Below are 13,797 nucleotides of genomic sequence, written 5' to 3'. Positions count from 1 at the left end.
GGAACCCTCGGCCTGCCCGTTCCGTTTACCGTGGAGGAACTACATCCGACGCCGAAGGGGCGCACATGGAAGCCGCGATTCTTATCTTGGCGCTGCTTTTCGTCGCCTTTGTCGCGTTGGGGGTGTTTGTGACGGTGAAGGCCGTCGGCGCGGCGAAGCGTGGCGTGGAGCGCACGGTCACCCAGGCGCGTCGCACCGTCGAGGAGACCTCACTACGGGCGAGGAGCTACGGACAGGGCGGAGTCGTCGGCGAGCTGGCCCAGCTGCGGCTGTCGCTGCGGACGTCGATGCGGGCCACCCAGGACGCCCTGCAGGCGGGAGCGGGCGAGGATGCGTCGCTGTCCGAGTCGATCTCCCTCTTCCAGCGGCTGAGTGCGCACGGCCATGAGCTGGACGACGAGCTGAAGCGCCTGGAGCGTGAGCCCGACCGGGCGACGGTCGCCTCGCTGCTGCCCGGGCTCCGCGAGCGCACGGAGCGGATCGTGCACTCGGCCGAGTCGCTGCGGTGGGCCGCCCGGGACCGGGCGAGGAAGTTCGCCGAGGACGATCTGGACGCGCTGAGCACACAGATCGACATGGAGGCGGGGGCGCTGCGGCACTGGTCGGTCGAGGACCCGTCCACCGGCGCACCGGTCACCGGGCAGTCCGGGAGCCGGGACGGCGCCTGGCCGGACGCCGGTGGACAGGCCGGTCCCGGGCAGACCTGGCCCGAGGCGGACACGGCGGGGCAGGCGGGATCGGCGGCCGCCGCCGACTCCGCGGAGGCTCCTTTGCCGTCCGCGGCTCAGTCCGGGCAGCAGGCTCAGCCACAGGCGATCACGGCGCGTGATCCGCGGCTGCCGAACACCTACCCCTGGCAGAAGACCGCTCGACCTGAGACGACCAACTGACCTGTCCGGTCCGGGGGTTGGGGCGGTGTGAGACGGTCGGCGAGGCTGATGTGCCGTCGGCGAGAGGGTTGGCGAGGCTGATGTGCCGTCGGCGAGAGCAGCAGATGCCGGGGCGCCGACGAGGGGCCGGGCTGCCGTCCCGTCCCGCCGCCGGGTAACCTCCCGCTCATGTCCCGCCATGTCGCGATCGTCACCGATTCAACGGCCTACCTGCCGCCACCGGCGATGGAGCGCCACGGCATCGTCGCGGTGCCCCTGACCGTCGTACTTGGCGATCAAGCCCTCGAAGAGGGCACCGAGATCTCGGCGCGTTCGCTCGCACAGGCGTTGCAGAAGCGACGCCCGGTGACCACCTCGCGGCCGAGCCCCGCGGTGTTCGCACAGACCTACCGGGCCCGCGCCGAAGCGGGTGCGACCGGCATCGTCTCCCTGCACCTGTCGTCGGAGTTCTCCGGCACCTACGACGCCGCCGTCCTGGCCGCCAAGGACGCGCCGGTGCCGGTGCGGGTGGTGGACACCGGGATGGTCGCCATGGCCCTCGGATTCTGCGCGCTGGCCGCCGCGGAGACGGCCGAGGGCGGCGGCACGCTGGACGAGGCCGTGGCCGCCGCGGAGAAACGCGCCGCCGGCACCTCCGCCTTCTTCTACGTCGACACCCTGGACTTCCTGCGCCGCGGCGGCCGGATCGGTGCCGCGCAGGCACTGCTGGGATCGGCGCTGGCGATGAAGCCGCTGCTCCAGCTGGAGGGCGGCCGGATCGTGCCGATGGAGAAAGTGCGCACGGCGTCGAAGGCGATCGCCCGGCTGGAGGAGATCGTCGTCGGACGGGCGGGCACCAGCACCGTGGACATCGCGGTGCACCACCTGGCCGCACCGGAAAGAGCCGGGGTGCTCGCGGACAAGCTCCGGGAACGGGTGCCGGGGCTGGCGGACCTGCATGTGAGCGAAGTGGGCGCGGTGATCGGGGCGCACACCGGGCCGGGGCTCCTCGCGGCGGTCGTCTCACCGCGCTGAAGCCGGCGGAGCGGCCCCTTCGGGTGACGGAGATATCCACAACAGGATGGTTTTCCACGGGATGTGGACCTGCTCGGCGGGTTCGGGTGGATGTGCCTACCGTCTCGTGACATGGCTCTTCGATCACGTTCACGTTCCGCAACGAGTGGGCCGGGGCGCGCCCCGGCGTCGGACGGCCGCGCCCGTGTGAGGCGTGGGCCGGGTCTGAGTACGGGTGCGAGCGCGGGCTCGCGGCCCGGTTCGGGCCCCGGGTCGGGTCCGGGGCCGGGCGCTGCCCGGGGTGTGGTCTCCCCGGTGGGGCCGGCCGGGGCGCGGGGGAGACGCGTGCCCGGCGGCGAGGCGACGGCGGTGAGGCGGCGGGCGGACGCGCTGTTCGCCGGCGCGGGTGGGGGTGCGCGAGCGGGTGACGGTGTGGGTGCTGCCGGGACGGGTGCTCTCGGGGGCGGCGCGGGTCGTGGCGGGGCTGACTCATCGGGTCCGGCGCAGGGTGCGGGCGGCAGCGCGGGTGGCGTCGCCGATATCGGTGCCGGCGGCGGGCCGGGCTCCGGTCCGGGCGTGGGCCCGAGTCCGGGTGGGCGGCGGTGGGCCGGGCTCGCCCTGCGCGAGAGGCTGCCCCTGTGGGTGCAGCTCAGATGCGGGCTGGAGCCGCGGGCGCTGGCGGCGCTGGCGGTCGTGCTGGTGGCAGCCGCTGTCTTCGCCGCCCAGCACTTCTGGGCCGGTCGGCCGGAGACCGTGCGGGCTCCCGAGCTGGTCGAGCAGGGCGCGGCGGCTCCCGCCACCGACTCCGAACCGGAGCCCTCGCCCGGCCCTCCGGTCCCGTCCGCCGCAGTCCCCAGCGGGCGGATCATCATCGATGTCAGCGGCAAGGTACGGCGACCCGGCGTTCTCCAACTGCCTGCCGGATCACGGGTGGCGGACGCGCTGCATGCGGCCGGAGGCGTCAAGCCCGGCACGGATCTCACCGCGCTCAACCGGGCTCGGGTGCTCGTCGACGGCGAGCAGGTCGTGGTGGGGCTGCCTGTTCCGCCGGGGGCGGCCGGTGCCGGCGCGGGCACGGCCGGTGGGAGCATCGGCGGCTCGGGTGGCACCGGTGGCTCGGGCGCTCAGCCCGCGGGTCCGGTGAGCCTCAACTCGGCCACGGCGGAACAGCTCGACACGCTGCCGGGCGTCGGTCCCGTGCTGGCCCAGCACATCATCGACTACCGCACGCAGCACGGCGGCTTCCGTTCGGTCGACGAACTCCGCGAGGTCAACGGGATCGGTGACCGTCGTTTCGCCGACCTTCGGAACCTGGTGCGGCCGTGACGCGCCAAGCGGTACACACAGCGTCGGGACACCGGCTGGGAGCGGCCGACCCGCGCCAGGAGGGGCCGCCCGATCTGCGGCTGGTTCCGCCTGCCCTGGCCGCCTGGGCCGCGTCGGCGACGGCGCTGGGCGTGGCCGGGTGGTGGACGGTGACGGGGGTGATCGTCTGCCTTGTCCTCGCGGCGGGGCTGCCGTTGCTGATGTGGGCGATCAGCGGGTCGGACGGCCGCCTCGCACCCGCCGCCCTACGTGCGTCGGCAGGTGCTCGTACACCGGCAGGCACGGGGGCGGCACCTGGTGACTCCTCCGCCGCACCGGAAGGACGGCGGCGCCTCAACGCCACCGCGGTTGCCGCGATCCTGCTGTGCGCGGCGGCCGGCGCGGCCTCGGCCGGGCTGCACGGCGCGGATCTGAGACGGGGACCGCTGCCCGCTCTGGCGGATCAATACGCACACGCCACCGTCGAATTGACGGTCGCCTCCGATCCCCGCCTCACCCGCCCGCACACCCCGGCCCGCGGCGACGGCACGGCGGGACGACTCCTGCTCCTCGACGCGGAAGCCACCCTGGTCACCACATCGGGCGGAGCGGTCACCAGAGCCCGGACGCCGGTCCTCGTGATGGTGCGGGCCGACCTGCCCGCCCGGAGGCTCGCGGCATGGCAGAGGCTGCTGCCCTCGACCAGGCTGCGGCTCGCGGGGCGCTTGATGCCGCCGTCGCATCCGGGCGACCGGTTCGCGGCCGTGCTGCGAGCGGACGAGACGGAGGGGCCGGAAGTCGTCGGGGCTCCGACAACGCTTCAGCGCACGGCCGGTGATCTCCGGGCCGGGCTTCGTGAGGCGACCGACGGTCTGGCCCCCGACGCCCGCGCGCTGCTCCCCGGGCTGGTCGTCGGAGACACCTCCCGGATCACACCGGAGCTCCAGGACGCTTTCGAGGCGACGGACCTCACGCACCTCCTCGCCGTGTCCGGCAGCAACCTGACCATCGTGCTGGTCCTGCTGATCGGGCCGCCACGGCGGGCGCTGCTGGCCGAACGCGGCGGTCTGGCACCCCGGTTGGGTATCACGCTCCGTGGGACCGCCGTCCTCGGCGGGGCCCTGACGCTCGCCTTCGTGGTGGTGTGCAGACCGGAGCCGAGCGTGCTGCGTGCGGCGGCCTGCGGGGCCGTCACCCTGCTCGCCATCGGCACCGGGCGACGCCGGTCGCTCCTTCCCGCGCTCGCCGCCGCTGTTCTGCTGCTGGTGCTCTACGACCCCTGGCTCGCGCGGAGTTACGGTTTCCTCCTCTCCGTCCTGGCGACCGGATCGCTGCTCGTCATCGCTCCCGGCTGGAGCGAGGCCCTTCAGCGCAGGAGAGTGCCCCCGAGGATCGCCGAAGCCCTTGCTGCCGCCGCCGCGGCCCAGGCCGTGTGTGCGCCCGTGGTCGCCGTCTTCGCGGCCGGGGTGAGTCTGGTGGCGATTCCCTGCAATCTGATCGCCGAGCTCGCGGTCGCCCCGGCCACCGTCCTCGGGTTCGCCGCCCTGGCAGCCGCCACGGTCGCCATGCCCGTCGCCGAGATGTCGGCCCAGGTCGCCGGCTGGCCGGCCGGATGGATCGCGTCCGTGGCCCGCACCGGGGCCGACCTGCCCGGGGCACGCACGGACTGGCCGGGCGGCTGGCGGGGCGGTCTCCTGCTCGCCGCCCTCACCGGCCCGGTCGTCCTTCTGGCGCGCAGGCTGACCCGTCATCCATGGGCGATCGTCGTGTGCATCCTGCTGTTCCTGCTCGCAGTTGTGCGCCCGGCACCGCTCACCCGGGTTCTCACCGGCTGGCCGCCGCCCGCATGGGACGTCGCCATGTGCGACGTGGGACAGGGCGACGCGGCTGTGCTGGCCACGGGTGACGGCGGCGCCGTGGTGGTGGACGCCGGGCCCGATCCCATTCCGGTGGACCGCTGTCTGCGGGATCTCGCGGTCACCAGGATCCCGCTCGTTCTGCTGACCCACTTCCACGCGGACCACGTCCGCGGGCTGCCCGGCGTGCTGCGCGGCAGATCCGTGGGGGTGGTGCAGACGACCACGTTCGACGAACCACGGGAGCAGAGTGCCTTCGTACGCCGAGCCGCAGCGGCCGCCCGCGTACCTCTGGTGCGCGCGGCGATGGGGGAGCGGCGTCGGGTCGGTCGGCTGACCTGGCAGGTGCTCTGGCCGACGGCCGACCCCGGCTCCGCGCCCGGCACAGGTCCCGGATTCCTGCCCGACGGCCCGAACGACGCGAGCGTCACGCTGTTCGTCCGCATCGAGGGAGGGCCGACCGTGCTCCTGCTCGGTGACCTCGAACCACCGGCCCAGCGGAGGCTCCTGCGGGCCTATCCGGCCTTTCCGCCGATCGACGTGCTCAAGGTGGCCCACCACGGCTCGGCTCATCAGCATCCCGGTCTGATCCATGCGGTACGGCCGCGTCTGGCGCTCATCTCGGTGGGCCGGGACAACACCTACGGCCACCCGTCACCCCGGACCGTCGACGCGCTGCGGGCCGGGGGAGCGGTGGTGCTGCGCACCGACACCGACGGGCCGGTCGCGGTCACGGGCGCGGGCCGGAACCTGCGGGCCGGGCTGCGCCGCCGTCGCCGATGTGCGGGGAGGCCGGACGGCACGCGCACGCACCGCGCGGCGGGTTGGCTGAGCCCTGTCCGGACGGGGTGCACGATCGGGGAGCCGATCGGTCCCCGGAACCGGACGACCTCGTCCCCCGGGTCCAGGACCAGCGGTGCATGGTGCGCGGCGGGCCCGCGCGTCACACTTTTCCCATGGACGCCTACCTCCGCCGCATCGGCGCAGACCGCCCGGAGCACGCCGACGCCGCAGCGCTGCGCGATCTGCAGCTGCGGCACCTGCGCACCGTTCCGTTCGAGAACCTCTCCGTGCACTTCGGCGAGGACATCGTGCTGGAGGACAAGGCGCTGCTCGCCAAGGTGGTGGACGGGCGCAGGGGCGGGTTCTGCTACGAACTCAACGGCGCGTTCGCCGCGTTGCTCCGCGACCTCGGATACACCGTCACCCTGTTGCAGGGCCGCGTCTTCGGTGACGGGGGCAGGCTGGGCATCCCGTACGACCACCTCGGCCTGCTCGTGGAGCCGGCCGACGGCAGCGGGCGGTGGCTGGCGGACGTCGGGTTCGGGGACCACGCGCACCATCCGCTCGCGTTCGACGAGCGCGGCGACCAGACCGATCCTGCCGGTACGTTCCGGATCGTCGAGACGGAGTTCGGCGACATCGACCTCCACCGCGACGGCAAACCGCAGTTCCGCCTGTCGACGCGGCCTCGTTCACTGGAGGACTTCCGGGCCGGAGCCTGGTGGCACCGGACATCGCCCGAGTCGCACTTCACGCAGTCCGTCGTGTGCTCACGGCTCACGGAAGAGGGCCGCATCACCCTCAGCGGCCGCAAGCTCGTCGTCACCGAACACGGTGAGCGTCGTGAGCAGCCCCTGGCCGACGACGCGGCGGTCCTGGCGGCCTACCGCGACCACTTCGGGCTGGAGCTCGACCGACTGCCTCCCGACCCGCGAGGCGCCCGCGGCTGAACGGCCGGGCCGCTACGGCGCTTCCAGCCAGCCTTCGTACTCGGCGACGAAGTCGTCGAGCACCATCGGGTCGAGCCGGGCCGCCGGGTCGTCCACGACCACCAGCCACTGGGCGTCCTCGGCGTCGTCCTCGCCCGCCAGCGCGTCCCGTACGAGCTGGGGCTCATCGGTCACCCCGAAGCGGCCCGCCAGCTCCTGTGCCACCTCCTCGGCGGCGTCGCGGTCGGGCAGCACCAGTACATGTCGTCCTTCACTCACCGGGCCATTGTCCGGTACGGGACGGAGTGTCAGTGGCCCATGGGATGCTGGACCGCGATGGCCACCAGGAAGAATTCGACCGACGACCCGCTCGCCCCCGTCACGCTCGCCGTGGGCCAGGAGGACCTGCTCCTCGACCGCGCCGTGCAGCAGGTGGTCGCGGCGGCGCGCGCCGCCGACTCCGACACGGACGTGCGGGACCTCACCGCTGACCAGCTCCAGCCCGGCACCCTCGCCGAGCTGACGAGCCCGTCGCTCTTCGCCGAGCGCAAGGTCGTCATCGTGCGGAACGCGCAGGATCTGTCCGCCGACACGATCAAGGACGTCAAGGCGTACCTGGACGCGCCGGCCGAGGAGATCACCCTGGTCCTGCTGCACCCCGGCGGCGCGAAGGGCAAGGGCCTGCTGGACGCCGCCCGCAAGTCCGGGGCGCGGGAGGTGGCCTGCCCGAAGACCACGAAGCCCGCCGAGCGGCTCACGTTCGTCCGGTCGGAGTTCCGGGCGCTCGGCAGGTCGGCGACACCCGAGGCGTGCCAGTCCCTCGTCGACTCCGTCGGCAGCGACCTGCGGGAGCTGGCGTCCGCGGTGTCCCAGCTCACCGCAGATGTCGAGGGCACGATCGACGAGGCTGTGGTCGGGCGGTACTACACGGGCCGCGCCGAGGCGTCGAGCTTCACGGTTGCCGACCGTGCGGTGGAGGGGCGTGCGGCCGAGGCACTGGAAGCGCTGCGGTGGTCGCTGTCGACGGGTGTGGCTCCCGTGCTGATCACCAGCGCGCTGGCACAGGGCGTGCGGGCGATCGGCAAGCTGTCATCGGCCCGCGGCGGCAGGCCCGCGGACCTCGCCCGTGAGCTGGGCATGCCGCCCTGGAAGATCGACCGGGTCCGCCAGCAGATGCGGGGCTGGACCCCCGACGGGGTGGCGGTGGCCCTGAGGGCTGTTGCCGAGGCGGACGCGGGCGTCAAGGGCGGCGGCGACGACCCGGAGTACGCGCTGGAGAAGGCGGTCGTGACGATCGCCCGAGCAGCCCGCTCCCGCCGCTAGTGCCGCTCCCGGCAAGCTTTGCCCTGTCGCGCCTGCACTCCCCCGTAGCCCTTCGGGCACGGGAGGTACCCCCACGCCGCGTTGGCCACACGTCCTGGTGGCTCCGCTACCAAGACTTCCGGCCGCCTTGCGATCGCACGCACCGGACGCTCCCCCCTACGCCCTGCGGGCGTGGGGGCCCCACATTCCTTTGACGGGCAAACATTGCCGGTCGCGGCACTAGCTCCTGTACCGGCCGGTGCCCCCGGTCCAGCCCGTGCCCGCCCCGGCCGCGCTCGGCCAGCGCCGCTCGCGGCGGCGTGGTGTTGCCGCTCGGCAGGCCCGCCCGGCAGCCGGCGCGCGGCTCGAAGCCCGCGCCTGCTCCGCTGACGGCCGCGTACCGGCTCGGCCCCCACGCCTCCCGACCGCGCCGCGCATGATGGCCGTACCCGTACGACCCACCCCGCTGTCATGTTCCGGGCCCGCCGGGCCCTCGCCTCGCGCGGCCGGCTCGGTGTCCCGCGCCACCGCCCGCGCCACGGCTCGGCCCACCCGACCGGATGCCGGCCGTACCCGTACGACCCTCCGTGCCACTGGGCCCCTCGCCCCGCGCGGCCGGCTCGGCGCCAGATGCCCCCGCCCCGCCCGCCTCGCGCTACCGCCCCGCCCCGCCCCCGGGCAAGCCGAAGGCCCCGGTCGCTCGTCCTGGGGAAGGAAGAGGGGGCCGGGGCCTTCGAAGGTTCTGCTGGAGACTCGCACCCGCGTGGCGAACGCAGGCCGCGTGCGAGTCGGGTTGCCGGTCGGGAGCGGAGAGAGAGGGCCCGCTCGGGTCCTTCCGGCAGTCAAATCAAGAGCACTCAGCCCTGGAGGGAGGCGACCTTGGAAGCCAGCGCCGACTTCTTGTTGGCGGCGGCGTTCTTGTGGATGACACCCTTCGAGACAGCCTTGTCGAGCTGGCGGGAAGCGTCACGAGCGGCCACGGAGGCCTTCTCGAGGTCACCCGCGGCAGCAGCCTCACGGGCCTTGCGGATCGCGGTCTTGAGCGAGGACTTGACGGCCTTGTTGCGCAGGCGCGCCTTCTCGTTCGTCTTGTTCCGCTTGATCTGGGACTTGATGTTCGCCACGAAAGAGCCTTCTCAGGTTCGGTTGATCTTCGATGAGCGTCCCGGGCCGAGAGGGGCACGAGACACAGCTGCCCAGGCTACCAGTCGTCCTCCGGGCGGCCCAAACCGAGCGCAGTCCCCTTCCCATGGGACCATGGAGGCTACGTATCGATCCGACATCGCCCGAGACGAGACGCCCCGCGTCTCAAGAATCAGGACCCTGCGTGCCCGCGACTCCCACCAACGTGCCCGAGCCGAGTCGTACCGACCCGGCGCTGATCCGCAATTTCTGCATCATCGCGCACATCGACCACGGCAAGTCGACCCTTGCCGACCGGATGCTCCAGCTGACCGGAGTGGTCGACCAGCGGCAGATGCGTGCTCAGTATCTCGACCGTATGGACATCGAGCGCGAGCGCGGCATCACGATCAAGTCCCAGGCGGTCCGGCTGCCCTGGGCGCCCACCGAGGGCGACTCCCAGGGCACCACCCACATCCTGAACATGATCGACACCCCGGGCCACGTGGACTTCACGTACGAGGTGTCCCGCTCGCTCGCCGCCTGCGAGGGCACCATCCTGCTCGTGGACGCCGCCCAGGGCATCGAGGCGCAGACCCTCGCCAATCTCTATCTGGCGATGGAGAACGACCTCGCGATCGTTCCGGTGCTCAACAAGATCGACCTGCCGGCCGCGCAGCCGGAGAAGTTCGCCGAGGAGCTGGCGAACCTGGTCGGCTGTGACCCCGACGACGTGCTCCGGGTCTCGGCCAAGACCGGCCTCGGCGTCGAGGCGCTGCTGGACCGGGTGGTCCGTGAGGTGCCCCCCCCGGTCGGTGTGGCCGACGCCCCCGCGCGCGCGATGATCTTCGACTCGGTGTACGACTCCTACCGCGGTGTCGTGACCTATGTGCGCGTCATCGACGGCCAGCTCAACAAGCGCGAGCGCATCCGCATGATGTCCACGGGCGCCACGCACGAGCTGCTGGAGATCGGCACCAACTCGCCGGAGATGCTGCCGGCCGACGGTCTCGGCGTCGGCGAGGTCGGCTATCTGATCACCGGTGTGAAGGACGTCCGGCAGTCCAAGGTCGGTGACACCATCACCACCCTGCACAAGGGCGCCACCGAGGCCCTCGGCGGGTACAAGGACCCGAAGCCGATGGTCTTCTCCGGTCTGTATCCGCTGGACGGCTCGGACTACCCCGAGCTGCGAGAGGCGCTGGACAAGCTCCAGCTCAACGACGCGGCCCTGGTCTACGAGCCGGAGACCTCCGCGGCTCTCGGCTTCGGCTTCCGCGTCGGCTTCCTCGGCCTGCTGCACCTGGACGTGATCCGCGAGCGGCTGGAGCGGGAGTTCGGGCTCGACCTGATCGCCACCGCGCCCAACGTGGTCTACCGCGTGGTCATGGAGGACGGCACCGAGCACACCGTCACCAACCCGAGCGAGTTCCCCGAGGGCAAGATCGACGAGGTGCACGAGCCGGTCGTGCGGGCCACGATCCTCGCTCCCAGCGAGTTCATCGGCTCGATCATGGAGCTGTGCCAGACCCGCCGCGGCACGCTGCTGGGCATGGACTACCTCTCCGAGGACCGGGTCGAGATCCGCTACACCCTGCCCCTCGCCGAGATCGTCTTCGACTTCTTCGACCAGCTGAAGTCCAAGACGCGCGGCTACGCCTCCCTCGACTACGAGCCCACCGGCGAGCAGTCGTCCAGCCTGGTCAAGGTGGACATCCTGCTGCACGGCGACAAGGTGGACGCGTTCTCGGCCATCACCCACAAGGACGCGGCGTACGCGTACGGCGTGCGGCTCGTCGCCAAGCTCCGGGAGCTCATCCCTCGGCAGGCCTTCGAGGTGCCCATCCAGGCGGCCATCGGCTCCCGGGTCATCGCCCGCGAGACCATTCGCGCCATCCGCAAGGACGTCCTCGCCAAGTGCTACGGCGGTGACATCTCCCGTAAGCGGAAGCTGCTGGAGAAGCAGAAGGAAGGCAAGAAGCGGATGAAGATGGTCGGCAGCGTGGAGGTCCCGCAGGAGGCCTTCATCGCCGTGCTGTCCAGCGACGACGGCGCCAAGAGCAAGAAGTAGGACCCGCGAGGTCCCGCGCACCCGACGGTCCCCGCGCACGGAACCCGACGGTCCCGGGGCGCGGGACCCAGGAGTTCGGGGCGCAGGCGCCCGGCCGGATCACGGCCGGGCGCCTGCGTCGTCTCCCGGGCTGCCGGGGCCGCAGGGGGACCCCCGTGCGGCGACGGCACGCAGAACGAATACCGTAATAGCTGCCCGTTACACCGATCATCGGATCGACGCCGCCGTCCGCCGTTCGGTTCGTTATCAAGCGGCAGCCCGCTGCCTCTTACGCGCTGGCAGTGTGCCCTTTACTCTGATCACGGCTCGATGGTTACTCGCCAGTTAGAAACCAGCCAGTCGTGCAGTGCTGCCGCAGGCCCGGAGGACGTCGTGAGCGACACACAGACCCTGATCGAGAACCGACCGCCCTCGGTGGCGAACCTGTTCACCGAGCGAGTGGAGGCCACGCCGGACGCCGAGGCCTACCGCTACCCGGTGCCTTCCGCCACCGGTGAGGGGCCCGACGACTGGAAGTCGCTGAGCTGGGGCGAGGCCGCCGGCAGGGTGTACGCCATCGCCGCCGGCCTGATCGCCCTCGGTGTGCAGCCCGAGGACAGGGTCGCGCTCGCGTCCTCGACCCGGGTCGAATGGATCCTGTCCGACCTCGGCGTGATGTGCGCGGGCGGTGCGACCACCACCGTCTATCCGTCCACGAACGCCGAGGAGTCGGCGTACATCCTCTCCGACTCCGACAGCAGGGTGCTCATCGCGGAAGACGCATCCCAGCTCGCCAAGGCGCGTGAGCGCCGGGCCGAGCTGCCCGGCCTCAAGCATGTCGTCGTGTTCGACAGCACGGGCGTCGAGCCGGACGCCGCGGACCCCGACGGCTGGGTGCTCTCGCTCGCCGACCTCGAGGCGCGCGGCGCGCAGTACCTCGAGACGCACCCGCAGGCGGTCAAGGAGCGGGTCGGGGCGATCACCGCCGACCAGCTGGCGACGCTCATCTACACCTCCGGCACCACGGGACGGCCCAAGGGTGTCCGGCTGCCCCACGACAACTGGTCGTACATGGCGAAGGCCATGGCGGCGACCGGCCTGATCGGCCCGGAGGACGTGCAGTACCTCTGGCTGCCGCTCGCGCACGTCTTCGGCAAGGTGCTCACCTCCGGCCAGATCGAGGTCGGCCACGTCACCGCGGTGGACGGCCGGGTCGACAAGATCATCGAGAACCTGCCGGTGGTGCAGCCCACCTACATGGCGGCCGTCCCGCGCATCTTCGAGAAGGTCTACAACGGCGTCGCGGCCAAGGCCCGCGCCGGCGGCGGCGCGAAGTACAAGATCTTCCAGTGGGCCGCGGGCGTCTCACGCGAGTACGCCAAGACCTCGCAGGACAACTTCCGTCGCACCGGCTCCGCGTCCGTGCCCTTCGGTCTGGGCGCCAAGCACAAGGTCGCCGACGCGCTCGTCTACTCCAAGCTGCGGGAAGCCTTCGGCGGAAAGCTGCGCGCCGCCGTCTCCGGTTCGGCTGCCCTCGCCCCCGACATCGGCTACTTCTTCGCGGGCGCCGGTATCCACATCCTCGAGGGCTACGGACTCACCGAGTCCAGCGCCGCGTCCTTCGTCAACCCGGGCGAGGCCTACCGCACCGGCACGGTCGGCAAGCCGATGCCCGGCACCGAGGTGCGGATCGCCGACGACGGCGAGATCCTGCTGCGCGGCCCCGGCATCATGGAGGGCTACCACGGTCTGCCCGAGAAGACCGAGGAAGTCCTGGAGTCCGACGGCTGGTTCCACACCGGCGACATCGGCGAGCTGTCCGCCGACGGCTATCTGCGGATCACGGACCGCAAGAAGGACCTGATCAAGACCTCCGGCGGCAAGTACATCGCGCCGGCCGAGGTGGAGGGCCAGTTCAAGGCCGTCTGCCCGTTCGTCTCCAACATCCTGGTCCACGGCGCGGACCGCAACTTCTGCACCGCTCTGATCGCGCTCGACGAGCCCACGATCCTCGGCTGGGCCGAGGAGAACGGCCTCGGCGGCAAGCCGTACGCCGAGGTCGTGGCCACCCCGGAGGTCCAGCAGCTGATCGACGGCTATGTGCAGCGCCTCAACGAGGGGCTCCAGCGCTGGCAGACGGTCAAGAAGTTCCGGCTGCTCCCGCGCGACCTGGACATCGAGCACGGAGAGCTCACGCCCAGCCTCAAGCTCAAGAGGCCGGTCGTCGAGCGCGAGTACCAGCACCTGATCGACGAGATGTACGACGGGTCGCGCGAGAAGTAGCACCCCGGGCGCGGGAAGCCCCGCGCCACGGAGCGTCCGCGGCGAGCACCTCACGCGGCGGACACTCCACGGCGCGTGGAGCGGCACCCGCGTGGCAGACGCCGTCGCGGGGGGGGGGGGGAGGGGGCCCCCCCCCCCCCCGTGGCCGGGCCCGGCGCCCGGGGCGTGGGGGGGCGCCCCCCCGGGGGCGGGGGGGGCGGGGGGGGGGGGGGGGGGGGGGGCGCCCCCCCCCCACGGAACTTCCTCACCGGCGACAGGGTTCACATCTGACGAAGCGTCAGGTT

The 13,797-nt window shown here is 72.2% G+C and carries 9 protein-coding genes and 1 pseudogene; 8 read left to right on the top strand and 2 right to left on the bottom strand.

The genetic code is table 11. From position 1 onward, the window contains the following. The first annotated feature begins 65 nt into the window (after window positions 1-65). The 5 genes and pseudogenes from ACFWU3_RS11660 (at window position 66) to ACFWU3_RS11640 (ending at window position 6,777) form a co-directional block, all read left to right on the top strand. Complete coding sequence (locus ACFWU3_RS11660; protein WP_384434736.1) at window positions 66-890, top strand: hypothetical protein; 825 nt, start codon at window positions 66-68, stop codon at window positions 888-890. 168 nt (window positions 891-1,058) lie between these two features. Further along, the gene (locus tag ACFWU3_RS11655) at window positions 1,059-1,904 is read left to right on the top strand and encodes a DegV family protein (RefSeq protein WP_384434733.1); all 846 of its coding nucleotides are present in this window, start codon (window positions 1,059-1,061) and stop codon (window positions 1,902-1,904) included. Window positions 1,905-2,015: 111 nt separating this feature from the next. Then, the gene (locus tag ACFWU3_RS11650; RefSeq protein WP_384434730.1) at window positions 2,016-3,209 is read left to right on the top strand and encodes a helix-hairpin-helix domain-containing protein; all 1,194 of its coding nucleotides are present in this window, start codon (window positions 2,016-2,018) and stop codon (window positions 3,207-3,209) included. Further along, window positions 3,206-5,803, top strand: a pseudogene (locus tag ACFWU3_RS11645) (ComEC/Rec2 family competence protein); the annotation flags it as partial. The gene ACFWU3_RS11650 and the pseudogene ACFWU3_RS11645, both read left to right, overlap by 4 nt. Window positions 5,804-6,000: 197 nt before the next feature. Beyond that, entirely contained in the window at window positions 6,001-6,777 is a 777-nt protein-coding gene (locus ACFWU3_RS11640; RefSeq protein ID WP_384434727.1) for an arylamine N-acetyltransferase, read from the top strand. A 12-nt stretch (window positions 6,778-6,789) separates the two neighbouring features. Here ACFWU3_RS11640 and ACFWU3_RS11635 read toward each other — a convergent pair whose 3' ends face one another. Continuing rightward, window positions 6,790-7,035 (bottom strand): hypothetical protein, encoded by a 246-nt coding sequence (locus tag ACFWU3_RS11635; protein WP_313946372.1) that lies wholly within the window; start codon window positions 7,033-7,035, stop codon window positions 6,790-6,792. 57 nt (window positions 7,036-7,092) lie between these two features. On the opposite strand from ACFWU3_RS11635, the gene holA reads away from it, so the two are divergent. Then, window positions 7,093-8,079 (top strand): DNA polymerase III subunit delta, encoded by a 987-nt coding sequence (gene holA, locus ACFWU3_RS11630; RefSeq protein ID WP_313946373.1) that lies wholly within the window; start codon window positions 7,093-7,095, stop codon window positions 8,077-8,079. Window positions 8,080-8,915: 836 nt separating this feature from the next. On the opposite strand, the gene rpsT is transcribed toward holA, so the two are convergent. Beyond that, window positions 8,916-9,182, bottom strand: a complete 267-nt coding sequence (gene rpsT, locus ACFWU3_RS11625) for a 30S ribosomal protein S20 (RefSeq protein ID WP_313946374.1) — start codon at window positions 9,180-9,182, stop codon at window positions 8,916-8,918. 203 nt (window positions 9,183-9,385) lie between these two features. Between rpsT and lepA the strand changes: the two genes are divergently transcribed. Both lepA and ACFWU3_RS11615 read left to right on the top strand, forming a co-directional pair. Next, window positions 9,386-11,251 (top strand): translation elongation factor 4, encoded by a 1,866-nt coding sequence (lepA, locus tag ACFWU3_RS11620; protein WP_384434722.1) that lies wholly within the window; start codon window positions 9,386-9,388, stop codon window positions 11,249-11,251. 372 nt (window positions 11,252-11,623) lie between these two features. Beyond that, window positions 11,624-13,513 (top strand): AMP-dependent synthetase/ligase, encoded by a 1,890-nt coding sequence (locus tag ACFWU3_RS11615; protein WP_384434720.1) that lies wholly within the window; start codon window positions 11,624-11,626, stop codon window positions 13,511-13,513. The last annotated feature ends 284 nt before the right edge of the window (window positions 13,514-13,797 follow it).

Source organism: Streptomyces sp. NPDC058685, assembly GCF_042714725.1.
Taxonomy (GTDB): Bacteria; Actinomycetota; Actinomycetes; order Streptomycetales; family Streptomycetaceae; genus Streptomyces.
This window is presented reverse-complemented; position numbering and strand designations above follow the sequence as displayed.